Raw genomic sequence first — 24,535 nt, forward strand, 5'->3', positions numbered from 1 at the left:
TTACAACATCCAATCGTCTATGAAACACTTACTCATGCACGGGCTTCTGGGGCTCCTGCTAGTCTTGATGGGCCCGGTTTCGGGTTACGGGCCTGCGTTTGGCCAAACGACGGACCCCGTTTCAACAACAGGATCATGGAATCCTTCGACCGACCCATTGTTCAACCCCAATGATCCCTCAACCTGGCCCCCCTCCTATGACCCAAGCAAACCAGGTTCGCTAAGTATGGCCCCGGGAAATGTTCCCAGTGTTGATCCCATCGGCGAGCATCTTGGCGATGATGGTACAAGTGGCTCAAGCAGCTTTGGTTCGTTCGTTGGTCAAAAGGTCACCACGTATGCCGATAAGGTAAAATCGGAGGTCGAAAATTTGATTGGTGAGTACGAAGACCAGATTCTTCAGGGATTAACCGATGCGCTGGAAGGCTGGCTGATGAGCCAACTGCAGAGTTTGCTCGGAGCCTCCCCGATCCGAAGCGTCGAGGCCCTCAAAAAGTTAATGAAAGATGCTTACACAAAACAACAGAAGATAGACTACCAACAGTTGAAAGTCGATTTCGCCGAGCAGAAGGGTAATACCGAGCTAAGTGCCGGCTTCGGCGATTACTATAAAACGCTGCATTTAAAAGAACACGCGCAGGCGGTTGAGTATACGATCAAACAGATCAATTCCATGGCCAGCAATAAGGTGTTTACGGCCGGAGAGCAATCCCAGTTACAAGCCCTCATCGGTGGACTATCGGATATGAGTGATATCGTCAATGAAGTCAAGTTTGCCACGAATCACTCGTCCTCCACGGCTTACATGGCCGAAGCAGACCGAATCCGGACGTTGGATGAAGCGTATAAGCGTATTCTCGACCGCGAAAAACGGGCTCAATCGGTGAAGGCCAAAGTCAAGGCAGTCTTCGTCTATCGAATGAAAGATGCTCAGCGGGATACGACGCTGGATGATCTGATTGGCACCGCAGACACGGGTGGTAACGATGGTAGTCCGCGGGTGCGTCGAATTAAATAAATCAGTCCTCATCGCTAACTCTCTACGATCATGCGTATTCCAAAACTACACGGTTCCGGCCCAAACAGCAGACGGGGTTACTTCTGGCTTGGCTTCTTTCTCCTAACCTTATGGGTATCCCCGGTTCACGCTCAGGTGTATGATCCTAGTAATCCAACGCCGGGGACGGGCTACACGATCAACGATCTGCCCGATCCGATGTACGTTCATACAGACTGGGGCTCCTCACTCGACGTCCAAACGAAGGTCGATAACATCCTGCGCGTACGAGGCGGTGAGATCATGAGTGGCTTACAGGATTACCAGGTTGAGCTGACCGATATTTTAATTGATAAGCTCAAGGACGAACTCGTCAAGATGTTTGCCGATATGATGCCCATTGGCTCCATGGCAGAGAAGATCATCTCTGCGTATCAAAAGAAAAAGGACGAAAATCTGGCGAAAGCAATCGATCGGGTGAAGGTCCTGTCGAGGAATTCCCTCAATAAGCAATTGAAAACCAAGTATCAGGATTTTAAGGTCAATTACGCCCGGATGAACGCTAAATGGAAAAGCTTACCTGAACTCAAAAATTCGGTGGCCGATCACTTGTCGGAAAGTGAACACGATAAACTATGGGGCGAACACGTGGTGGTCATGGATGGATTCAAAGATGATGATACCCACAGTAAACTGAAGTGGCTTTATCCGGAAATCGATCCAAACGCGCCGGGAAATAAGGTAGAGCATGGTTGGCACGCGTTTGTCTCCGATGCCATCGTGATGGATGATGCAAAAAAATTTAAGGAACTACTCATGGCCATTTCTAACAAGGAATATGACAATGATGCCATGGAAGAAAAGGAAATGGTGGCTTATTCTCACTATGACCGGATGGTGATGAAGCGGGCGATACTCGACCGTATGCGAGAACGGGTGCGTAACCTACAGGGCATCAACAAAAAAGTCAATCAACACATACAAGGCAGTATGCGAAAAGATCAGCGTAAGCAATTGACGGATGCATTGGGCGGTAAGGATACCTACATGCCACTACCCAAAAAATAAGTACCCCAAGCGGGCCATAAGCCCAACTGATCACCTTTTTTCAATTCCCATGCAAGATTCAGTTGTTCAACAACTCGACACTTTAGTTAGCCAATTGCTTACGCAATACAGCTGGTTTATTGGTCTGGCCCAAGCCATTGGCGGTTTAGGCGCGCTTTGTTACGTGTTCACGCGGGTATGGGGTCATTTAGCCCGCAATGAAGAAATCGACATTGTGCCGCTGTTTCGCCCGGTAGCGCTGGCTATCTGTTTGATGAGTTATGGTGGTATTGTGAACGGCGTTACCTCCTTAAGCGGAGCGCTTAATGAAATGACCCAACCCTTTATCGACAGCCAAAAAACGCTGGTCGATAATCTAACCAAGCAGAAAAAGACAGCCGTAGCGGCCAAACGACAAAAAACGCTTGGCCTGATCGATTCAGATCATGACGGGGAAGAAAGCTGGATGGAGATATTGAAGGCAATGTTCGATGCGGATAGCGCCACCCAATTTGGAGCCGATATGATGAGTTACTCGGTCCAGAATGTTGTCGATCAGCTCATGACGACACTTGGAGAAGTACTCTACCTATTTGCCTTTTTATGCCTTAAATTTTTAGTCAGCTTCTTCATCGTGGTTTTGCTCATCACCGGTCCCATTACGTTTGGGCTGGCCACGTTCGAATGGTTTTATTCCGGTCTGGCGGCCTGGTGTACCCGGGTAATCAACATGCTGATGTGGATTCCTATTACCAATATTTTATCGGGTATGCTGGAAAGCATTCACGTGATGATGCTGCGTAAAGATCTGCAACAATTAGCGGCTTCTACCGACAGCACCTTTACCCTCGATGATTTTACCATGGTTATCTTTTACCTCATTGGCACCGTGGCGTACCTGACAGTGCCGATGGCCGCCAGTTGGGTCGTTGAATCCAGCGGAGCCGACCAAGCCATCAGCAAGACGCTGGGCGGGGCCAAGGCGGGCGGGGGCGTACTGGGTGGCGTCGGTGGCGTTGGCGGTGGCGTTGCCCGAAGTGCAGGTCGCAGTGTTTCGGGTGGGTTCGAGCGAATCCGCGAATGGAACAGCAAACTGCCTACGCTCAATAAGATTTAAATATTCACTTATTCCTTACTAAAAGTTTATGGAAGCTCCTCATTTCAGATCATTACACAACATTGAAACCTCGTTCAAGATGATCCGCACCGTCATGTTTGCGGTCATTTTGGGTACGCTCCTGCTGGCCAGCGGCATTGCCTGGTGGGCGTTCGATATCACCGAGAAGTCGCGTTCCCGGGTGTACGTTATGGAAAACGGCAAAAGCATCATGCTGGCGCTGGCTCAGGATCACAATGTAAACCGGAGTGCAGAGGCCAAAGACCACGTCCGTACTTTCTTACGGTTATTTTTTGACCTGGAGCCCGACAATCAGCAGATCCGTAAGACCATTGAAGAAGCTTCCTACCTGGGCGATGAATCTGTCGTCAGGCTTCACAAGGATTTTACCGAAAAAGGCTACTATTCAGACTTGGTACAGGGCAACGTCCACCAAAAGATTGAGATTGACCCGGAATCAATTCAGGTTAATATGACGCAAAGCCCCTATTATTTCCGAGCGAAAGGCAAACAACTACTCGTTCGGGAATCGACCGTCACCTACCGTAATCTGGATGTAGAAGGGTTTCTAATCGACGTTCAGCGGACCGATCGCAATCCGCATGGCTTTATGATTGAGCGGTTTCACCCGCTGGATAATTCCGATATCCAGACCATCACCCGTAACCAATGAGACAGCCGATACGTCGCCGTAACGGGCATCCGTTAGAACCCGGTACCGCTCTAGCCCCTCAGCCCCGGTGGCTGTCAAGTCCATGGGTTGGAAAACTAAACAACTCCTACCACCTGGCGACCAGTTGGGTAACCAGGTGGATCACGCTTCGAATCCGAAGCTGGGAAGGCCAAACGTCAGTTAGCCAGCGTCGCCGGCAAGTGCTGCTATTCTTTGGCCTGATTGGACTTTTCTGGCTCATTCGGTTGCTCTACCTGTTTTATCAACTGCCCCCGCTCTCCGCTTTGGTACCAGCCCTTGGCCAATTGGCCAAGGAAGCCAATGTAAGTCAATCTACTACCCGACGGGAATTGTCCAGTGATTCGACTCACAAAGCCGACTACTTGAAAGCCCGGTCAGGCGTGACCCGCCGTAGTCCGGACCAGCTCCCTCAACAGAATAAGAACTAGTCTTTATTTCTAACCAACAATGGAAACGCAAAAACGATCACTAAAAGATTTATTCGGGGACAAACGATTCCTGTGGAGTATCCCAGTGTTTTTAGTCCTGGTTGGGGCTTTTCTGTGGGTTGTTTCCTCTTCTCCCGAGAAAGAAGCGCCCCAGCAGACACCTTCGGTAATCAACACCCGGGTCCCCTCGGCCAAAACCGATACGTCCTTAAGCAAAGCCAACAAGCTGGATTTGCAGACGGAAGCTGCCGTGGGTGAAAATCCACAGGCATCGAACATGCAGGGAATTCCGGACGCACAAGAATACGTATACGGAAGCCGTTACAAAACCCCATCGAGCCGGTCAATGAGTCACTTAGATTCAACTGTCTACGAAACCAATCGACCTTCCCGGCGAAGTCAGTCCAGCGCGGGCGCATTTCCCGAGGTTGTCAATCACCGGTCATCAGGTAGCCGCGGCTCCTCTTCACTTCCGCTAACGGAATCCGATAGCCGTCTCGACGATGACGATGCTCCCATCACCTCGCCCCAGCAGGCTAAAGAACAAGCCGATAAAAAAGCGAAGTTGCAGATGGCACTCGACAAGCAGGCGAAGCTGGAACGGCTGTTAACCGAATATAAACAGGATAAGGCGACGCGCGAAGCCCGGGAACAGGACAAAACTAAAGCACTTAAAGTCGTTACCGACGAGGAGGGGCGTATGGCTGTTCCGATCACTTCGTTAACTGGCCGTGATTATACCGGGCGCAATTCTTTTTTTGGTTTGTACACGGAAGATGCCCGTAAAGCCCAGCAGCGGTTGTTGGACGCTGAAGTAGGCACCATTCGGGCGATGGTTTATGGCGATCAGGAAATCAGTAGTATGGGCTCGCGCATCAAAATCCGTCTGCTCGAACCGCTTTATATTCGGGGTATCGTTATACCCGCCAATACCCTTTTATATGGTATGGGACAGTTCGCTGGTCAACGCATCAATTTATTGATTCGATCCATTCAGTATCAGAATCGTTTATTTCCAACCAATATCCAGGTGTACGATATGGATGGCATGGCTGGCCTTTACGTGCCAAACATGACGAATCTGGATCTGGCCAAACAGACGGCCGCGCAGGTTGCGCAAAGTGGTGGTGGAGGTGGCCTGGGGGGTGGGCTTTATGTCAATTCGTCGCCGAGTGCCGTTCTGGCATCAGCCGGACTACAGGCGGGTCAGCAAATTACCCAGGGGGTAAAGCAAGGTCTCGCGCGGAAAGCGCAAATGCAGCGGGCCTATCTTAAGAACAATTACTTCGTACTGCTGCGTACCGTCGACCGCACCGAACAAGGGGGTACTGGTTCCGTCGGTACACCAGGCAATCCACCCATTATGCCGGTCTCCAGTCCGATAACCGAAAAGCAAATGCAGTTACAGATGCTTCAAAATATTATTAATGAACAGTAAACCCTGCCGGATGCTGGTCCCTGAAGGCCAGCCTTGTTTAACCTTTATTCGCCAAACTTTTTATGAACGCTTATTTTTTTCGACCTATTGGCCTGATTTACTTCACCAGTATCAGCCTGTTGGTAACCAACGGAGCTTCCGCTCAATCAGCAGGAACTAACCGGCCTGTCTCGGCTCCCGGTCAACCTGCTACCGTAGCCTACGCTACTGGACGCCCGTTTCGCCATACGTTCACGGCTGCTCTGCCCAGCCGGGGTCTATTGACAAGCCCTTCAGCCTCGACGGCCACAGCACCGGTCAAAAAGCCAACAACTCTGGCCGGGGCAACGCCTTCCGTTAAGCTGGTGAAGCCGGATACGTTACCCTCGCTTGGCACGCCTAAAGTGGTGACAAGCTCGAGCGAAAAACGATTCATAGCCGCCCCTTCCAGATCGGATACAAAATCCGTGTCGGCGCGCTCTCCCGTTCCGGAAGCCGATGATCAGGCCGTTCCGGCCAGCCAGATTGATGATACACCCCTCGCCGAGATGACCATTGTCAATAATAATGCGCACGCCCTGCGGGTACCCGCCATACCGATCCGAGACTATAATGTTGTCAAATCGTATTATACAGAGTTGCCCTATAACAAGACGATATCCATTATTTTCCCAACGCCGATTAAATCCGTCGATCTGGGATCGCGCGATATTATTGCCGACAAAGCGTCCGACGTGGAGAACGTATTGAAGGTGAAAGCCAGTAAAGTGGGTTTTAACGAAACGAATTTTAGCGTTATTACCACCGATGGAAAATTCTATTCATTCGTGGCCAACTATAACGAGCAACCCGCCTTGTTAGCGCTCAACCTGGCCATGAACACAATGGGATCGGAGGGCCCCGCCCGCGTGGGTGGATCGCGGGAAGATTCGGAAGAATTCATTAATGGCCTCAATGCCAAAGATGGCGTTATTCAGTTCTCGGGGATTCGGGCCTCCGCTTCGGAAGTGGTGTACAACTGCGATCAGGTGAATCACAAACGGCGGACGATTCGTCACCTAGGCGTATCAGAAAATCTGATGGAGGCTACCATTCGTGGCTTTTACGTGAAAGACAACGTCATGTACGTCAAATTACAATTGAAAAATAAGTCAAACATCAATTACGATATTGACTACATGCGCTTTTTTATCGTCGATAAGACCATCGCGAAACGAACGACGTTTCAGGAAACCGAGATTGTTCCTTTCTACGTGCACAATGATGGCATTCGGGTCATACCGGGACACCAGAAAATGGAACAGGTCCTCGCTTTCCAGAAATTCACCATTCCCGATAACAAACGGATTCTAGTGCAGATCAATGAAGCGGGTGGCGGAAGAGCCCTCACCTTTTTGATGAATAACGAGGACATCATGAACTCCGGAAAACTTTAATTCACATGAGACTACTTCGTTTTCTTCCATTCGCCCTGCTACTGGTTTTCGAATTACTGAGCCACAGCAGTTTCGGCCAGCGCCATCGCAAAGGTCAGTACGCCTTTTCCCTGCAGGGAGGGATCATGGACCGCTTCCCAAGGGGAATTAACCTGCGGGCTAATCAGCAGGGAAGTCTGGTGCGAACTGATTTCGTTCGCTACACCCGCGGGGAACATTATTGGAAAATTGGCTATCAATACGACCGAAAATTTTACCAACCACTGGGAGTCCAGGTGATCAGCGAGCGGCATACCCTGGGCATCGACTACGCGCCAATATCGCTTCACGATTACCGAAGGACCTTTTACATCTCCCCCGTGCTTGGCATTTTCACTGGCCTGGAGATTGTCAATCAGGACCAGCACGACCTACCCATTGGTTTCATCGGTGCCCAGGGTCATTTTACGTTTGGAGGAAATGTTGGCTTGGAAGCCGAAGTATTTTTGACCGATCGAATCTCGTTGATCGGTGGGATTACCGAACGATGGTATGCCGTGAGTGATCTTAACCGCCTGCATACCCAGGCTCAACTGGGACTTCGTTTCACCTTTGACTCGTTTTAACCGGCCAAATCATGAAAAACAAATTTGTTTACCTTATCGTCATGGCGACTGGCCTTCTGCTGGGAAGCTGCATGAGTGATGATCTTGGCTTGCAGACCCAGACTCCATTCAGCGTGTCGACTACCAACACGCCCGCGCTGGTGCAAGCCAAAGATACCGTTGAATTTCGCTTACTCATCAATCCCAGCCCTTATCTCTCGGCAACTTCCTACCGGGTCAGTTTTCAGAACACCGACTCAAGCCTCCCCGTAGCGGTTAAAATAGGCAGGCAGTTGGCTGCTCAGGGCGAGTGGCTTTCAATTAATGATCTGTCTCCCTGGATCGCGGTTCGTTGTGATTCGGTTGGCCAGCCCAAGCTTTTATTTTACGTTAAAAATCAGTCGGGTGATTTACAAACTGTCGAAGTTAGTTATACCTCTGCCAAGTAAACCTTTTACAATAAAAAAGCCGCAGGACCGATCCTGCGGCTTTTTTGTGGACTCAGGCCTTACATAGACGCTTTACTTTGGTGCTTGATCAGATTAGATGGCAGATCCAGCAAATATTGAACCTGGCTCTGCAGCTGGGTAAGTACCAGCAGTAGAAACTGCAGATCGGCCAGTTCCCAGCTGGTTTCTTCCCGAACACGAACCAACAACAACTGGGTGATGAGCGGCTCATCGAGGGGTAAGCTTTTAATCATACCGGGAGGCATCGCCTGGAGCTGCTTCCATAGATATGCCCGGCAGTCCGCCAGTAGTAAAACCACGGCGAGCTCATCCTCCATGTTTAAGCCCCGCAAGAGATCAATAACATTGTCGAAGGTAAAAGGTCGCCGCCCGCCCCGCTTATTGTAAAAGGAAGCCTGGGAGTCAGCCCAAAAAGGCTGTACATGGGAAAACCGTTTTCCTTGCAGCTTCACCAGTAACAGTTGCTGGATTGCCTGATATTGTTCGAGAAGGGCTTCGAGAGAAAGTTGCATGGTAAAAAAAAGCCGGGCCATTCCTGGCCTGGCCGTGTAAAAAAACTTTATACCCGACGAGCGGGCTATTCGATTACGTTGTCAATAGGGCAGCGGTTTGTCCGGTCTGCCGGCGCGGTTATCCGGCTAGGCTTGAGGCAACCACCTTAGGCCTGGGTTTTGCCTGAGACGCAGGTTGAGTATATGAAGTTGGCAGTACGTTCTGATCCCGTGAACCGTCCCCGGCCCCTACCTGAATCGTACGGCGACGAACGACAACTTTACGCACAGGGGCCTCCAGCGAAGGCAGAGTAGGCTTTAAGGCTCCCCCAATAAACTTCGCAATAAGGGCGATTACATACGTGCCAACCAGAAATCCAACCAAAAAAATGACAAACATGGCCATTGTAATAACAACGGGCACATCTTCCGTTATTAATAAGCGAAAGGTACTGTCTATTAAAGAATTCTCAAAATTTAAACGCGTTATTTTGCCCCTAGCGCTACGCAAGTCTTCCCAGTAGTCTCTCTAGTATTTTGCGAGCGATCGTATCGCTCATCCCCACTAAATAGCGTTGGCAACAAGATTACAGAGGTCCTAATCCATTGATTACCGATGGCAGTTAATCGACGTCCGATAGTGAAAAGTTTGGTTATAGTTGATTCCAGAAGTCAAATCTCATTTCTGGTGAATGTGCTTTTACAGGCTGCACAGACAAATAGTAACTATCACCAATGGAGCCCCCAGGCTCTTTTGGCTGCATGGTCCAACTTATTGTAAATTCGTCTTTATATTTGAGAACATCACCTTTCAATCGTTGTGTCTCAAAGTTTCCTTCTTCTGGTAGTAGGCCACATTCATAAAAATCTGTTGCAATATTTCTGGCGAAATCCTCAGCCATTGTCCGAGTTGAGAATAACAGATAGTGAGTCCCCTCTGACCGATCATTGCGATCAAAGCGCTCAAGAATTAATAAATGGGTCGCATCCATGATAAATAAGTCAGTCATCATTTAAATTCCTCGCTTAGCGTCGTCACCTCTCCGGCTGATCAGCCAAGTAACCGCCCTTATTCGTCGGGATTGGCAGGTAACGTGTTAAGCGCTTTAAGCCATGGTTTCAAGTCCGTCGCTTGCAACAACTGATGAAGATACCGGGTCTGTCCTGGTGGGACAGTTTGGAGCAGGGCCGCAAGCAGGTTTTCCGCTAACTGAATCAGGACCGACTCGGCTTGGGGCAACCAGCCTTGCCGTTGCTCATACGCCTGGAACACCGCGATTAGATACGCCACTTCATTTGCCGCATGATGCTGACCGTCCGAATGATGCGCCACGGCGGTCCGCCGAAGCGGTGCCAGGCTGATATAACCAAGTGGGCCTAAGGCTACGAGCTGGCCAGCTATTACGGGTAAATGCGTATAGATACACCGCAAAGGCCAATTCCCAACGGGGGCTGTTACAAGGGGGAAGGTTGGCGGTGTCGTATTCATAACTTGCGATTACTTCTTGATAAATATACCAAATTCTTTCAATAGAGCTGTCAGTACCTGTAGAAAGCTTCGGCGTAAAACTTGAGAAGAGTGTCCGTGACGGTTTTAACTGGAAGTTGTCCGATCCAGACAAGTGTTACACGTATATAGGTATGCATCAGCGACTTTTTATGATTCCAGTGGCCATTTTTTATGAGGGATAAAGGGTTAGTTATGAGGAAAGGGAAAAGGTTGATAAACCCTCTTCCCTTTCCGGTAAGAATTATTTTTCAGCCACTATTCTTTAGATAACTGCCTGGGTCAAATGGTGAAAAAGGCTTCCATCCAGGTCGTAGCGTTGATTTATGGTTAAGGATGTTGGCTGATGAAATAACGCGTGATTCAAGCCATTATACAATAGCCACAAATTGGGCTTGGCGGCTAATCGACCAGCCTCCTCGTCCATTCGTTCAAGGGCAAGTTGCACCAGTTTCTTTGGCACCTTCACTCCTTTCAGGTAGCTCTCCGCCCGCTGCCGCTTGATCGTATGTTCAGCCAGCCGGGTATACATCTGAGCCGTCAGGGAATCCTGAGCGGAAACGAATTCATTAAACATTCCGCTGAGCGTCTTTTCGAAATCGACTTCAGTAAATCCGGTATGACGGATTCGGCTGTAAGCCAGTGTTGTTTCTTGACCCACCTCGACGTGTTCGGTCGTTTCGATACGCGCCGGTTCAAAGAATGTTTTCGTTTCCCGAACATGGGTATGACGAGTTGGCTGCCCCTCGGCAAGCCATTGTACGTACTCGTCTAAGCTCATAAACTCGTCGGCCCATCCCATCAAGCCATTGCCACAGACCAGTCGGTAATAACTAATCCGCATGCGCGGAGCAATTTCGGTTGTGTCTATACTACGTTGCGTGGAGAGAACTTTCCCCTGAATGGTAAATGGGCTCTTTCCCGAATACGAATTGGTGATAATAATCGCTTTTTGCAGTGTATCGGGCGTTGTCGAGGGCTGACTGCCCGGCCGCTTGGGTGAAATTACCTCGAACCGTTCTTCAGGCAAGGTTAAGGTCAGCGAAAATTCACCCTGGTCCGAATAGGATGCTTGCAGGGTATGCCGTCCCATAACCCGACCGGCTACCTCGCGAATTAACTGATTTGGGAAGAGGGAATAATTTTTACCCTGTAAGCCAAAAATTACTGGCTTGGTGGCCTGGGGCGGCCTGCCAACGATAAATTTTTGCCGATCCCGAGCGACGGACTCGTAACCCGGCATGAGGGCTGAAAACTCCTGCAACTGAACGGGAAATGCGATCTGATTCCAATCGTCGGTTTGGGAAAGTCCCTTTGCTTTTGCCATGATCGTCAGTAATAAGGGGTTTGTAATTGAGAATTTTAACTAGCTAAAGATAACCAAGGGCGTCTTGCCAACCCCTATAATTAATAGTTAACTAATTGACTATCTGTGACTTTCTTCCCTGTTATGCCTCTTTTTGGGCGTATACAAAGGCAAGCCTTGCGTTCGTTTCAGCCAATGCTTTTGTCCAAAATTTTGTACAAACGCTGCTGGCAAGTCAAACTTTTCGTAGCTGCCTTATGCAGGTGTGGCCTAGTAATACAACCTGAAAAAGTGAAGTAAAACGTTCAGGGCCTTCGCCCTGTAGCTTACTCAGCGAGTATTAGTCCCTGCTGTAATGCCCATTGTTGGACCCAATGCTGCAGCTTGGTTTGATCTTCGTCCAGAAGTGGTTCAAAATCCCGGCTGACTTCCTCAACCAGACGGTCCATAGCAAGCGGTCTGCTTGCCGTTCCGCCAAACAGCTCATCCATGACGGGACGTAATTCCTCCAGGATCTGTTCGACTGACGAGGGCGAAAATGGAAGCGGTACAGGAAACAATTCAGCCCACTGCAGCGGGGGGATTCCTGAAATCAAAAACTCACGATCTGGGGGTGTCAGGAACGGAAAAGCATCCTGCATTAAATCACCCTGACGGGCTTTCCTTCGCCCTTCTTCAAACTGTTCTAGTGTACAGGGCAGAATGTGCTTACCGACTTGCTGAGTAAGCATGTTGATGCGCTGAACCGTAATTCCTTCCGGACAGGGCCAATACGTTCCTTCGGGCAAAAAACCGGGTCGAATACCAATTGATGTCGTCTCCATAATTGACTAATGGGTTGTCGTGCTGACTTCATTTATCGGGTCAAACTTTAAGGCCAATACGCTTAGTAAGCCAGTGAGAACGATGACTATTTGTCGGATTCATTCGACTTAGAATACTAATAACTAATTGATTATTAACCCTGTACTAAGATACCCATTCCACTTTTCAATTAAGAAATAGGCCCGTATAGTTGCCGTATGTCCCGGTGACCTTCTCCCCGGTTATGGCCCCTGCGGGATGAAGTAGTAAAGTGAGGTGAAACCCAAATACCCAGACCGGCCTTTAGAGCGGGTTTGGGTATTGACTCAAAAAAAGTAGGTTGCTCCTATCCCCATCCCGCTCCCGCTCAATAGATTCACGGATACCCATACGTGCCGTAATTCGGCTGAGACCTGAACACCATACAGCAATACGGGTTTAAGTTTGCCCGCTTGTAAAAGCTGCGCGTAGCGGGTGGGCTGGTTATCCGCAACGGTCACTTCCTGATAGAAGAAAGCTCCGGCTAGTCCACCGATTAAAATATGGGGTCGGGCGACAAATCCGATCCCAGCTAAGAGAGAGGGGTTAGCTTTGTACTGGCCCTGCGCCCCAACGTACAGTTCGTTCTTTCGACGTCCAGCGAGCAGTGTTACATAGCCGCCCCATTTGGTTTTAGCGGTCGCATTAACGAACAGGGTACCATTCGTTTGCACAGCCAGTCCAAGACCCACGTTTCCAACTGCCTTTTTAGGGAGGCAGCTATCCGGTTTATTAATGCGCTCGACGGCATCAAAGAATGCTTTTAAACCCATCGACTGCTTATTCATCCCCAGCGCGTACGGATTCAAATAAGAACTCTTAAGGGGTGATGGTTTAACCGGAGTGATAGCCGCTGTGTCCTGCCCATGACAAGTAGGGCAAAACAGCAGGGTAGCAATCCAGTACAATAAGAATGTGGCGAATACCAGACCCATTCCTTTCAAAAAATTTACGACCTGCGAGCGTTTGGGTTCTACAAGTTTAATCATGGTTTTTGGGGCGGTACCGCGCCGGCGGACCGGCCGCCGCGTTTGTGCCTACCGGCGATGGATGATTTATTTTACTTAATTAAAGATACCACCCCCACCCCTTAAATTGCTGTTTAACAGACAGTTACACCATAAGCTATCCGTCGTCCTTTTCCCTGTTATGATCCCCCCGTAGGGGGTTAGGGGGGCCACACTATCGAATCCAATACCACCGTAGGTGATGCGATGGTGAAGTGCTATGCAGTGGTCGTTAACCTTGTCTCCTACAACCTCCAGAATGTATATCCCAAAAAAAACGGTTCGTGTGTGGGACACGAACCGTTCAAACTTCATCAGCTTTTTGCTCAAGACGAATACTCGTCGTCAACAAATTCTTCTTCAGACTCCTGGCTAACCGATTTTTTATCCAGCACCTTTACGCGTGCATTCTTAATTTTAATGCTGGCGGCTGGCTTACCGTCTTTATCGGTGTAGGCTTCCGCCGTTACTTTACCTTCCACCAGCATCAATCGCCCCTTGCTATAGGTTTCCGTGCGATCACCTTTGACTACGCATTCAACCCAGATGGTTTTAGATACTAGTTCCTGCGTATCTTTTGTCTTGTAGCTGTCATCCAACCCAATAGATATTGCCGTTAATGGCTGACTCAACGAGTCATTAAAAACCCTCGTTGATCCAACGTGACCAATTCCTACAAATTTGTTCAACCCGAACATAGACATGGCTTTACCGGTTTGTGCCTGATTAGGCGATGATTAATTGATTTAACACTATAAAGATAACCTCTATTTATTTTAGTCATTAACCTGAATGTCAGCAACTTAACTACAAACTAAACACTTTCTTCCCTGTTATGTGCCGCCCTTTACGGGGGTTCTAATTTTATTTATTGGTAAGCTGACGCGTTAATCTTTTTCCAGTAGCCCAGCCCTCAACGCTATAGGCTATATCACTGCGATATCCCCTTCATTTTCCGTCAGTTATTCTCTGACAAAAAGTTAAATAATTCATCAGAAGATGCTTGAAAAGTTCTTTTTGTTTTTTTTTCGGTCAACTCAATTGATAGGATGTTATCTTGTCACTACTGCTACCAATCCTAGTTCAAATGACGCTTGTTAGCCAATTAGACTTGTTTGCACAACAGCCACAACTCATTCGATATGACTTGTCAGGCACGAATTATAGTCGGTTTACCGTCGATGGTGCTGACCAGCCCGATCAAGAATCGGGTCAGATAGACTTACGAAATGACCGGGGTGAGGTATTGGTTTCTTTGCAAAGCCGGCGTAATCGATCCGTATCGGAACAGGCACGTCGTCGCTTACTACTGGAGACGGCTTTTTCTCAAGGCCGGGTGCTGGCAGGCCTGCAGCTGCCTGGGCTCAAACTTGTCCAAGTTCACCTGGTTGGCACCAGGCGTATGGATTTAACGGGTGCCAGCTTGACGAAGGCACTTGTCACGGCTGGTCGAATGTGGGCTGATCTACGGGGATCGACGCTGACGGATCTGGCAGCATCGGGGGTAGATTGGCACGGCAGCCAGCTGGCTGACTGTCAGTTAACGGGGGCCAGGGTTACGGGGTCTAATTTCCAATCCGTCAGCTTTTGTAGATCGAACCTGGAGAAAGCCCATTTTCTGGATTGTCAACTACAGATGAGCGACTTATCCTGGTGCCATTTACATCAGGCCAGTTTAAAAGGGTCTGATCTTTCGGGCTGTGACCTGCGGTATACTGATCTTACCGGTTGCGATGTCCGGGGGACATACCTGCGGGGAATTTCTATTTCGGTTGCTGCACTGGAAAAGGCAAATTTAAAACCGATACGTCAGCGGATACAGCACCTGGTTTTGGCTTATCCGCTGCTAAAACCCGTATGGGTTGCGGCTCTTGAGGCGGGTCACTGGCAGGCAGGATCGGCCGAAAGCTTAAGCGATTTCCTATCCCGGTGCCTTGGCTACCGGGTTGGTGCCGGCTGGCAAAATGTACCCGGAAGTACCGAATGGATTATCTGGCAATTTCTGCGCTCAATTCAAACCGGTGAGCGGCCCACTTCTCATTCCCTGGCTAACCTGCTCTATAAATGGGTCTCGCTTTAGTGATCGGCAGGTATGACCGAGGGACTTGGCTGTAAGGAGGTGAAGTAGTAAAGACCAACAAAACAGGGCAAACGCACTGCGATTGCCCTGATCTACCCCTTTACAACCATTCCTCTACAACCGAAGGTAAAACCCGGTTTCCCGTTCAATTACCCCTATTACATCCTCCCCATAAACCCGGTCCATCCGAACAGTTCTTGCCGAATCGCTATGTGATTTAATAAAGTCAAGCGTATAGAGATCCAATCCGGGTCGGTAAAACATATTTATGGCTACACACTTAGCCCCTGACCCCATTGACCAGGCTAATAGATACTGCTGATTACTGAATCGGATGTGGGTTGCCCCCATCATAATAAATCCCATTTTTGTAATCAGTGAATGCATCTCCATAATTTCAGGACTTGCTACTCTCAGATTTGCCGTTACATCAGTGGCTTGCGCAGTATGCATCGTTTTAAGCTCGTTTGCCGAATTAATCTTATATAAAAATACACCTTTGCGGCCACGTCTTTCCAGGTAATAACGAATTGATGAACGGCTGACGGCTGACTTTTCCCCTGTTATACTGAGCCAGCTTACGGCTCTGATTAAGTGAAGTGTTTAATCTGCCCATTGGGCGCATGTTGGCCCAATAGGGCGGTTTTAGTCTTCTGGCATTCGTTACGAAACCAGGTAAAAAATAGCCGTCATGGGGTTAATTATTAACCAGACATTTCCATTACAGGTACCCGGCCAGTACTGATGGACCCATCCCTTATAAAAGCCCTCCTGTTGCTTCAGGGTAATGGTATAGTCGTATTCTTTGGTTGACCAATCAATCGAGTGTTCAGCCTGAAGCTTGATAGCCCGTTTTAAGGTATCCAGATGAAAACTCCGCAGTTCAGGGGGCAATATGGATTCCAGTTCTAAAGTCTTAAAGTTTAATTCTGTCAGCAGATTTGGTTGACTAGCCAGTACGTCATAAACACCCCCAAACTGATGGCTTTTTTGCTCGAAACCCGCTTTAAGCATGGGTAAATTTGCTTCCTTATAGCCACGGTATAAGTTTACCCATAAATGAGGATGCCGTTGCTCAACGAAAGCCTGACGGTATAATAGAAATTGAAGAAAGTTATGATGCGCCTGGGTTGCGTTCGCAACGGGGGGGTGACCTGAATTCATAGTCGAGGGTGATTTATTGACGCACAAAAAGTAGTTAACTATCTGATTTACTGATAGTAATATAACTATTTTTTGCCGATTTGCCAATAGGGCTGGTTGGTGTCTCGCCTCTTTTTCTCCCCCGTTATTTATGTACACAAACAAAAAAGAGGGCAATGGCCCCCTTTTAGTGTTTATCCATATGATTACATTGTTAGGTATGACTGGGTTCAGCCTGCGTGGTGGAAGTCGCTGACAAGTCCTCAGCAGATGATTCAACCGAATGGGGATGGGTGTAGGAATCATTGAGCAGGTCGTCCCTGCCATCGGGTTCGGTGCCTACTGGGTTGGGGTTGCGAGTTACCTCAGTCGATTCCAAAGTTGATTCCTGCTCATAAAATACGCTGGTGAGCTTGGTTGTTTTTTTCGATTGGGGCCGTATAACTAGCCAGTAGTACCCGCCAGCTCCAGCAAAAACTAACAGAATAAGTGAAGGTAACCAGGAGGAGCTGCTGGTAGGAGCGGGTTGTTCTTTTATAGAAGCAACCTTTGGCGTCTTGTCCGTGCTTTGCTGGATTTTCGAGCGTTGGTTGGCCAGCGCGGATTCAATCGTTAAGCTATCTTCTATGGCTTTGCGGGGAAAGATCTCATCCGTCAGAATATAAAGCTTACTGGCGTACAGACGAGCCTCCTGGGGCCTACCGTTTATCTGGAGAAGGCCGAAGCGAACAAAACGAACCTGGGTATAAAAGTCCATTTTTGACACTACTTCGCTGAGTGAGGCGATGGGAAGATCCATGAGTCCCCGCATGGTTATCGAATCTTGTCGGGTGAGCTGAATCTGATCCGAAAACCGTAATACAGACGGTGAACTGATCATGGTCCGCCGGGCCGAGTCCGATAAATCAAAAGAGGCCGATGAGGCACCGATGGGCATCCGTAACTTGAGCTTTTGGGCATCCAGTTCACGCTGAACCAGATCGGGCGTCGTTGCTTGGACAGCGGGGGTGAGGCTTGGAATCGAGGGTGCGGCCGGGTGTGCTGGCTGCCAGGCCATCAGTGGGCTAGCCAACCCAATAAACAGGAATAAGTTTCTGGTCATGAGTTAAACGCAAGCTTTTAGTTGTTTTTTTTCGGTCATTACGCTTCACACAAAGTTAAACGAATATAGCAGACGGCCTAAGGAGCTCTTGGGTAGCGGTTTGGGATTTAGCAAACTATTTTTTTTTCGGTCACTCATTTTTTTAATCATATTACCAATGAAAAGGTGAAGTAAAAACCAGCCCGCTGACCGGCGGGCAGTCTCTTTACTCGTCGTCATCGGGCAACGAGTGTTGATTAAGAATGTAGTCGGCTGCGGCCTGCGCTTTAGAAGCGGCCTTCACGATGATCGTTCGATCACTGGACAACAGCTTGCTGTAATAGTCAATGTAAGCCGCAGCATTTTCCAGCAAATCGTCGCGCTGACTAAAATCAACGCCCAAAGCATTCAATAAAAATGACGTACCCAACTCAGCAATCAGTTCTTCAAATGCGTAAGCCAATGGATTCGGCTCGCGGTTTGCCACATAAGCGGCAATAGACTCCCGGTTTAACCGCTTGGGGTGACCCGAAGCGTGAACAAGCTCATGGAACATCGTTTTGTAATAATTTTCGGGTGTCCTGAACTCGCTGATGGTTGGTATGATAATGGAATCTTTGCGGGGTAGATAACAAGGAGTACCGGGGCACGTATGTGAAATCTGAATACCGTCCTGGCTCATCCGGTCGACAATCTCCTGCAATTCATTGATTTGCAGTTGTCGGTTGGTTTCAACCAGCGCGTCCAAATCTGGCAGTTTGACATCAATCCCGTCTGTCTGGTCAATATTCCAGACGTAGTAAAATCGAAATAACGGCGCTACGCTTCTTCCCGCTGCTAATAAGGCTGCTTTCTTGTCTTCGCTAGGGAATTTCCAGAACGTAACAATATGCCCTTTTTCGCCCTTTCTGACTCGTCCGCCCAGTTGGTTAATTTGCTTTAGGGTTAAGTAATAGGGTTTCTCGTACGGAAGCAGAGCCAGCAGCAACATATTGATGGATGTATAAGGCCGTTTCGAGCAGTAATTTTGCGGAAAACCATACCCATTCTTCTTGTACTGAGCTTTCCAAGGGATGACTCCTTTTTCTAATTGAGTAATTATTGTTTGGGTAATTTTATCATACAAAAAAGCCATTCCAGGCCGGGCCATCTTACCGCCCATTGTATCGTCCGTGGCGGTGGGTGAAGTAGGTGGGACATAATTTTGAGTACGTTTTCCTACGTTGGATTTTTTGGCAGTTTTTTTTGATAGCGTTGTCATGAAATAAGGGGTTTTTTGCTGTTTGTTTGTAGCCTAAATTTACCCCCTAAAGCCCTATAATAGTCTGATAATGAACGGCTGATGGACATTCTGTGTGTTACCTTTTTCCCTGTTATAAAAAATGAATTGGGTGAGGTTTTTCTTAGTCTTGCCCGTATAATTTTCGTGTTGCTCACTTGGTAGCGCACGGGTGGATATAAAAAAAGCAGACACCGTAAGATGTCTGCCAGGATAATCGGTATGTTCCGACTTATTACCTTTTCGCCCCGATCAAGTCCCAGAATTCCTGAATCGTCAGGGTGTCGGAATACTGCTCATCAATCGCCCGATCATCCCCCCGAAGCGTTTGCCAGCTTTCGGATAGACCTTCACGAATAAGAAAAGAACCCCGTAGGGTAATCATAATTTCACCAGGTAAGGCCTGAACGATTTTTTCACTCAACGCTTCACTAAGAGCCTGGCGCGAACCCACTGGTGCGACATCCATCACCGCATCGCCCGTTTTCTCCTCGCCCACCTCAACTGATTCTTCCTCTCCTAAATCGCTGCCCGTTGCCGTTTTGGTTTCCTCTGCTATCCAAGTTGGATTGTTCATCGCCTGACGCGTATGCTCCAGGGCCGCATCGGAAAAATCGTCGTTGGCATCAGGATTATTTCCAACCGCATTTTTAGCGGGTGCCCGGTCCTTAGGGGCCTTTTTGTTAAGTGGAACCCCTCCTTTCTCGGCCGTTTTTTTAATGCGGCTGGCCGTAATCGGCTTGCCGTCTTGCTGGCTCTCGGCTACGGTCTTCTTCCAAATAGTAGTTCGTTGATCTTCCGGCAGCTGAGCCAGCGCAGCCGCGTGAGATTCGGTATTGGGCAAGGGAATGGACGTGTTTTTCCCGTTTGATAGTTCACCTTCTCCTTGTTCACCCGTTTCTTTACCCTCTTCGGGTGCTGACCACACGTAGCTTGTGGGGCCCGAAGCTTGCCCAGCCGTTTCCGCGTCTGCTGGTTCGGCTAAATTTGTACCATCACCGGACTCTTCCGTATAGTCGACGTCCTCGGGTTGTTTCGCCGTTGAGGGTGAGGGCTTTGACCGACGTACTTTCCCGGTAGGAACGGCTTGGTAGCCTTCCGTCGACGAAGCATCCGTTGCTTCAACCGGATCGGATTTAATTTCTTCCGCAATCTGATTAACAACTTTAGCCGCTTCAATAAGTTGATAGCCTCGATTTCGGTTAAGACTGAACCGTTCCAGCATGTACTGTTCGATGGTCAGGTGAGTAGCCCGGTACAGTTTATTTTCCTGAATTTCAATCAATGCCCGGCCGACATCCAGAAAGGTATTCATGCCCCGGTCAATCGTTGCCTCCAATCGGGCCAGTTGAGCGGCTTCGGCCGTTGTTAATGGGGTGAGGGTTTTAACGGAGCTGGAACCAAACCGGCGCGTTGGCAGGGGTACATCATTGACCATCACCTCCGGTTCCGGTTCAGGCGTTAACGCGCTGCTTAGAATGCCACCTACCTGTTGCGAAAAATCTTTTGTTTTCTTAGCCATAATTGACACTTAGTTGGCGGTAGTAAGAATGGCTAGCAGCTCATCCACTAACTGATTAAAATCTTCAGCTCCGTTACTGCCCGGATCATACTCAAATATGGATTTATGCTCGGCTGCGCTTTCCATCAGGCCAATGCTCTGCCGGATGGCGGCGGTAAAGACGGGCAATTTACTTTCCACTAAAGCTTTCTTGATTTCAGAACCAAACTTTGTACGTTCCCCAAACCGATTTTTAAGAATGCCTGCCAGTTCAAGCGACCGGTTAAAATCTTTCTTCATGCGGGTCGCCTGCTTGATAATCTGGGCCAGTCCCTGGAAGGCAAAATTTTCACCCTGCAGCGGAACAATGTAGTAGTGGGCAGCACATAAGGCATTCCGGGTAAGTATACCCAGGTTAGGCGGGCAATCAATCACGACGAAATCATAAAATGCGTCCGGTGCTTTTTCGACCTCTTCTTCGATCAAATTCCGTAGGGCGAAAAATTCCGCGTCGTTACTTAAAATGGCATCGGAACGCTGCAGATCCAGGCTAGCGGGCAGAAAGCCAAAGGGATGCCCATTTGTCTTAGTCATCTCGATTACGTCTTCCCACTGCGCATCCCCCGTCAGTAAATCACCGACATGCTTGGATTTAGCCGGCAAGCCTACGGCCATGGTCAGGTTATGCTGAGGGTCCAAATCTACCATCAGCACGGAGTGACCGCGCCGGTTGATACCGGCCGCCAGGTTAAAGGTTATCGTTGTTTTGCCCGTGCCGCCTTTGTTGTTGAATACGGCCAGAATAATTGGTTTTGACATGGTATTAAGTAACGGGGAAGAAATGCGTCAACAAAAAAACTAAGGAATATCTACATTCAGCGAAAATGGACCAACTTGTTTCAACCGGCCGCTTCTACCGGCCGGTACAACCGGGCGTAGTAGATCAAAAAATTTTATACGTGTCCAGCCGGTAAAGACACGACAGTTGGTTCATATACCTGGTCAGGCGGGCCTATCTCAAGTGGATTAAGTAAACTGGCTTGTGGTAAAGTTACCGGTTCCTTGGGGCGGTTCTGGGCAAATTGCCGGGCATGATCAAGGGAGAAGTCGGGCAGTAAGTTCAGGTAGGTGAACTGTTTGGCTTTATCGCTTGATTTACCACGTTTAATGCTGAGGACAAAGGGTACCATACACAAACTTCCCAGTAATTGCTTCCAGGTGTCTACCATTCTAGTAACCTGGGGAATGGTGGATTGTGCGCCATGCGTCATGATCTGCCAATACCCAACCAGGGGAAAGTCCCGAATCATAAAACGCAAAGATAAGGTTGGCTTCCAAACGATGTGCTTGGCCTTATCGGGCGCAAGTCCTTTTTGTAGGTGTTCTTCGGTCCGTAAGGCAATATCCGGAACCTGTTGCAACGTAACCAGTTTGGTATAGCCTGGACTTCCGTCTTTAGGTCGGAAATAAAACGTTTGGCCGTCCGAATAGGCGTATAAATCACCCTTCCGATCCCGGATTTCCAGCCGTACATTACAGCTGGCTTCCTCTGCATCGTTGTAAAAACAAATTGGCAACTGGCGTGGCTCCGGTCCGTACAGTTGCGTGAATAAATCCTGAGCCCGGCCACGGGGCACAAAGTAATCCGTGGCGGTTGGGTATACCTTCCCCCCTTCCGTGTGCGCGAGTTTTCCCAGGCCAATTCGCCCTATTTCAGGAATAGCTTCCTGCGGAATGCCGCCAGTAGCCACGGGTTGCATTGACGTTATAATCCGCATAGTTCAATGAAGGTAAACAGTATAAACCATTTCAATATGGCTTAAATATAAAGCAATATATGTTTTTTTTTCGGTCATTGCAACATAAAATTAAGAAATTTCTCTTCAATTTTTGATTTAATGTGCTGAGTATCATTATGTAAGCTTCGTTGCTATCTACGATCATAATGATCCATTAAGAGCATAATTGTCCGCCACCGAGGTCAATTAACCGATGTATGTTGGGGACTTGCTACGAAAATTTCACACGTCTAACGTTCGTTCAGCATAGGATGAAATTGCCTTCGGATTTGTTCTTTAGGTAGCGGGTCGGAAACGCCGACCCAACACGAAAGATAACGTACATGAGTAGATTGTATACACCAGCCGAAACACTCCGCCGGCTACGGAACCGAATAGGCCATCCATGCACGGATGACTACGAAATACGTCGGGTATTTTATGAGTTGTTTTCAGATCCAAAACTTAAATTTGCCTACACCCCCTACATTTTTCAACATCCCCTACTCCATCGGGCCACTAAACATATCAACGAAAATTGGTTTAGTGACTCTGACGGCAGCCCACTCATCGACCGAATGCACTGTCCGGCTCCTCCCTCCGACCGGGATTATACGTTTCCTCGGAGCCGCTGCAACCTGGATAACGAGTCGATGTTTTATGGGGCTTCGGAAATGGGTGTACCCATTTTTGAGGTTCAGGCAAAAAAAGGCCATTACGTTGTGATTTCGAGCTGGGCTCATAAGTTGGCTACCCTGGCGGCCAATAATCGACCCTCTCAACCGATTGAGGTAGAAACAATCATACTGGGGGCTGAACATATTAGACGCTCACTTGATGTGAATTCGGACGAGGACAAGGACTTGTATGACCTGCTGATTAACCACGAGCCTTATTTTTCTCCATCTACCGATCAGGAAGTTCGCGACGTGGATGCTTATATCGGGCAGGTGTTTGCCGAAAAAGGTAGCAATGAAGTTTATCGATTTACCAGTACGCTGTCAAACATCCTCTTCAATGACTTTCGAGTCAATAAAGTCGCGCCCATAAACGGGTTAATCTATCCCAGTGTCGAAAGTCAGGTAAGTGGTCATAATATCGTATTGAACGCCGACTTTGCCCATAACACGTTTAAGTTATGGGGAGCAGATATGTACTATGTACAGGAACATGACGTACATCAATCATTATTTGTTCTTCGTAAGATAAAGTCGATTAAGTATGATCCTGCTGGTAAGCATGAATGGGTGGGGGTAAGTCCTGCTGATGCAAAAAAACTGTACCGGTTGTCGCCCGCGACAAAACGGGTCTACGCTGAGCCAATGAGTTAGTTATCATTTTAGTGGTACTAAGTCATAAGTAGTTACCTCGCTTACCAGGCTATCGGGCTGTTCGTGCTGACAGCAGCCACAAACCAGGCAGAAGGAAGCTAGCTTTGAATGAACAAACCGCTCTGGACAAGTGCAGTTCCAGAAGTGAGAATTGGTCAGTAACGGTGATTCAGGGGCTACCGGACGTAATTTCCCGGAGATGATTGGGGGTCGAAAAACAGTGGAGGTAAGCCTAATTCCTTCTTTTTTGATAGTCGGAAGATACGTTCTGACTAGGATGAAAATCGATCAATGAAGGCTAAAAAGGAGTAATTTATATCAGTTCCTTCCCCCGTTATACCCCGGCTTTTTAGCCGGATTAAGTGGATAAGTGCTGTAAAACGATACTAGGTGAAGTAGTAGGTTTGGCGCTGGTCATTGGGCTAAAGGCTTTGCCTGATGTGGCCGGTGATGAGCGCTAAACTTACTTTACTTGAAACGAGGCTGGGTAGCCTTTAACGTCCTTCGTAGCGGTCATGGAGCTTCAGAAATCCCTTGAAATGCGCAGCAAAATCGGGTTGATCGCTGTAAACCCAGTCCCCACTAGCCATAAGGTGTTTTTTCTCATGACCAACTGGCCGTAGATGGGGGGCGTATTCATCGCCTAACGCACTTGGTTCAAGGTAAACGGCGGGGCATCGCTCCGAGACAAATGCATTCCCGGTGATGCCTTCACCGACAATGACGACGCTATCGACGTGACCCAGCAAATGGCGCTCATTGGGTCCATAATGACGATAGATTTGAGCACGGATGCCGTTTTGTTTTTGAAGAGCGGGGGTAAGAACAGGCTGCATAGCGGAGTTGTGGCTGATTTTCTATACCCTAAAGATCGTCAGAACAGGTCATTGCCTGGGGGTTAAGGGAAACTCGTTATTACCTGCGCAATGTCCCCTTTCCCCTGTTATAATGGGCGTAGCCTTCTCCCCGACTATCACCACGGATGATTAGTCATGCCC

Annotated in this window: 26 protein-coding genes; 11 read left to right on the forward strand and 15 right to left on the reverse strand. The window is 48.5% G+C overall.

Going from position 1 to position 24,535, the window contains the following annotated elements:
- Positions 1 to 19 precede the first annotated feature (19 nt).
- From ACYU87_RS23555 to ACYU87_RS23595, 9 genes are all read left to right on the forward strand, one after another.
- Positions 20 to 1,018, forward strand: a complete 999-nt coding sequence (locus ACYU87_RS23555) for a hypothetical protein (protein ID WP_297369697.1) — start codon at positions 20 to 22, stop codon at positions 1,016 to 1,018.
- Between the two features lie 30 nt (positions 1,019 to 1,048).
- Positions 1,049 to 2,065 carry a hypothetical protein gene (locus ACYU87_RS23560; protein WP_461116919.1) on the forward strand — a complete coding sequence of 339 codons (1,017 nt, stop codon included), beginning with the start codon at positions 1,049 to 1,051 and terminating at the stop codon, positions 2,063 to 2,065.
- Between the two features lie 49 nt (positions 2,066 to 2,114).
- Positions 2,115 to 3,161, forward strand: a complete 1,047-nt coding sequence (locus tag ACYU87_RS23565; protein ID WP_461116920.1) for a hypothetical protein — start codon at positions 2,115 to 2,117, stop codon at positions 3,159 to 3,161.
- A gap of 28 nt (positions 3,162 to 3,189) precedes the next feature.
- Positions 3,190 to 3,834, forward strand: a complete 645-nt coding sequence (traK, locus tag ACYU87_RS23570) for a conjugative transposon protein TraK (protein ID WP_100990270.1) — start codon at positions 3,190 to 3,192, stop codon at positions 3,832 to 3,834.
- Positions 3,831 to 4,283 (forward strand): hypothetical protein, encoded by a 453-nt coding sequence (locus tag ACYU87_RS23575; protein WP_297369684.1) that lies wholly within the window; start codon positions 3,831 to 3,833, stop codon positions 4,281 to 4,283. Before traK ends, ACYU87_RS23575 begins: the two co-directional genes overlap by 4 nt.
- A 19-nt stretch (positions 4,284 to 4,302) precedes the next feature.
- Entirely contained in the window at positions 4,303 to 5,721 is a 1,419-nt protein-coding gene (traM, locus tag ACYU87_RS23580) for a conjugative transposon protein TraM (protein ID WP_461136548.1), read from the forward strand.
- A gap of 62 nt (positions 5,722 to 5,783) precedes the next feature.
- Complete coding sequence (traN, locus tag ACYU87_RS23585; RefSeq protein ID WP_461073583.1) at positions 5,784 to 7,136, forward strand: conjugative transposon protein TraN; 1,353 nt, start codon at positions 5,784 to 5,786, stop codon at positions 7,134 to 7,136.
- Between the two features lie 5 nt (positions 7,137 to 7,141).
- Positions 7,142 to 7,741 carry a conjugal transfer protein TraO gene (locus ACYU87_RS23590; protein WP_297369675.1) on the forward strand — a complete coding sequence of 200 codons (600 nt, stop codon included), beginning with the start codon at positions 7,142 to 7,144 and terminating at the stop codon, positions 7,739 to 7,741.
- 11 nt (positions 7,742 to 7,752) lie between these two features.
- Positions 7,753 to 8,169 carry a TraQ conjugal transfer family protein gene (locus tag ACYU87_RS23595; RefSeq protein ID WP_297369672.1) on the forward strand — a complete coding sequence of 139 codons (417 nt, stop codon included), beginning with the start codon at positions 7,753 to 7,755 and terminating at the stop codon, positions 8,167 to 8,169.
- Between the two features lie 59 nt (positions 8,170 to 8,228).
- On the opposite strand, the gene ACYU87_RS23600 is transcribed toward ACYU87_RS23595, so the two are convergent.
- The 8 genes from ACYU87_RS23600 to ACYU87_RS23635 form a co-directional block, all read right to left on the reverse strand.
- Positions 8,229 to 8,702, reverse strand: a complete 474-nt coding sequence (locus ACYU87_RS23600) for a hypothetical protein (RefSeq protein ID WP_461136549.1) — start codon at positions 8,700 to 8,702, stop codon at positions 8,229 to 8,231.
- A gap of 118 nt (positions 8,703 to 8,820) precedes the next feature.
- Positions 8,821 to 9,105 (reverse strand): hypothetical protein, encoded by a 285-nt coding sequence (locus ACYU87_RS23605; RefSeq protein ID WP_461116922.1) that lies wholly within the window; start codon positions 9,103 to 9,105, stop codon positions 8,821 to 8,823.
- Between the two features lie 229 nt (positions 9,106 to 9,334).
- Positions 9,335 to 9,694, reverse strand: a complete 360-nt coding sequence (locus tag ACYU87_RS23610) for a hypothetical protein (RefSeq protein ID WP_461073588.1) — start codon at positions 9,692 to 9,694, stop codon at positions 9,335 to 9,337.
- A 56-nt stretch (positions 9,695 to 9,750) separates the two neighbouring features.
- Positions 9,751 to 10,170 (reverse strand): hypothetical protein, encoded by a 420-nt coding sequence (locus ACYU87_RS23615; protein ID WP_297369662.1) that lies wholly within the window; start codon positions 10,168 to 10,170, stop codon positions 9,751 to 9,753.
- Positions 10,171 to 10,453: 283 nt separating this feature from the next.
- On the reverse strand, positions 10,454 to 11,515 hold the full coding sequence (locus tag ACYU87_RS23620) for a hypothetical protein (protein WP_461136550.1): 1,062 nt from the start codon (positions 11,513 to 11,515) through the stop codon (positions 10,454 to 10,456).
- 305 nt (positions 11,516 to 11,820) lie between these two features.
- A complete protein-coding gene (locus ACYU87_RS23625) occupies positions 11,821 to 12,318 on the reverse strand; it encodes a hypothetical protein (RefSeq protein WP_461073592.1) in 498 nt (165 codons plus the stop codon).
- A 306-nt stretch (positions 12,319 to 12,624) separates the two neighbouring features.
- Complete coding sequence (locus ACYU87_RS23630) at positions 12,625 to 13,326, reverse strand: hypothetical protein (RefSeq protein WP_461073594.1); 702 nt, start codon at positions 13,324 to 13,326, stop codon at positions 12,625 to 12,627.
- Positions 13,327 to 13,670: 344 nt separating this feature from the next.
- Complete coding sequence (locus ACYU87_RS23635) at positions 13,671 to 14,048, reverse strand: single-stranded DNA-binding protein (protein ID WP_297369651.1); 378 nt, start codon at positions 14,046 to 14,048, stop codon at positions 13,671 to 13,673.
- Positions 14,049 to 14,431: 383 nt separating this feature from the next.
- Here ACYU87_RS23635 and ACYU87_RS23640 point away from each other — a divergent pair, with 383 nt between their 5' ends.
- The gene (locus ACYU87_RS23640; RefSeq protein ID WP_461073596.1) at positions 14,432 to 15,424 is read left to right on the forward strand and encodes a pentapeptide repeat-containing protein; all 993 of its coding nucleotides are present in this window, start codon (positions 14,432 to 14,434) and stop codon (positions 15,422 to 15,424) included.
- A gap of 663 nt (positions 15,425 to 16,087) precedes the next feature.
- On the opposite strand, the gene ACYU87_RS23645 is transcribed toward ACYU87_RS23640, so the two are convergent.
- The 6 genes from ACYU87_RS23645 to ACYU87_RS23670 form a co-directional block, all read right to left on the reverse strand.
- Positions 16,088 to 16,588, reverse strand: a complete 501-nt coding sequence (locus ACYU87_RS23645; protein WP_297369641.1) for a hypothetical protein — start codon at positions 16,586 to 16,588, stop codon at positions 16,088 to 16,090.
- Positions 16,589 to 16,781: 193 nt separating this feature from the next.
- Positions 16,782 to 17,669 (reverse strand): hypothetical protein, encoded by an 888-nt coding sequence (locus tag ACYU87_RS23650; RefSeq protein WP_461116927.1) that lies wholly within the window; start codon positions 17,667 to 17,669, stop codon positions 16,782 to 16,784.
- 205 nt (positions 17,670 to 17,874) lie between these two features.
- Complete coding sequence (locus ACYU87_RS23655) at positions 17,875 to 18,909, reverse strand: ArdC family protein (RefSeq protein ID WP_461116928.1); 1,035 nt, start codon at positions 18,907 to 18,909, stop codon at positions 17,875 to 17,877.
- A 253-nt stretch (positions 18,910 to 19,162) separates the two neighbouring features.
- Positions 19,163 to 20,449, reverse strand: a complete 1,287-nt coding sequence (locus tag ACYU87_RS23660) for a hypothetical protein (RefSeq protein ID WP_461116929.1) — start codon at positions 20,447 to 20,449, stop codon at positions 19,163 to 19,165.
- Between the two features lie 9 nt (positions 20,450 to 20,458).
- Positions 20,459 to 21,247, reverse strand: a complete 789-nt coding sequence (locus ACYU87_RS23665) for a ParA family protein (RefSeq protein WP_461073603.1) — start codon at positions 21,245 to 21,247, stop codon at positions 20,459 to 20,461.
- Positions 21,248 to 21,381: 134 nt separating this feature from the next.
- A complete protein-coding gene (locus tag ACYU87_RS23670) occupies positions 21,382 to 22,206 on the reverse strand; it encodes a recombination directionality factor (RefSeq protein ID WP_461116930.1) in 825 nt (274 codons plus the stop codon).
- Between the two features lie 344 nt (positions 22,207 to 22,550).
- On the opposite strand from ACYU87_RS23670, the gene ACYU87_RS23675 reads away from it, so the two are divergent.
- Positions 22,551 to 23,537, forward strand: a complete 987-nt coding sequence (locus tag ACYU87_RS23675) for a hypothetical protein (protein WP_461116931.1) — start codon at positions 22,551 to 22,553, stop codon at positions 23,535 to 23,537.
- 494 nt (positions 23,538 to 24,031) lie between these two features.
- Here ACYU87_RS23675 and ACYU87_RS23680 read toward each other — a convergent pair whose 3' ends face one another.
- Positions 24,032 to 24,373 carry a hypothetical protein gene (locus ACYU87_RS23680; protein ID WP_461116932.1) on the reverse strand — a complete coding sequence of 114 codons (342 nt, stop codon included), beginning with the start codon at positions 24,371 to 24,373 and terminating at the stop codon, positions 24,032 to 24,034.
- Between the last annotated feature and the right edge of the window lie 162 nt (positions 24,374 to 24,535).

Source organism: Spirosoma lituiforme (assembly GCF_054776635.1).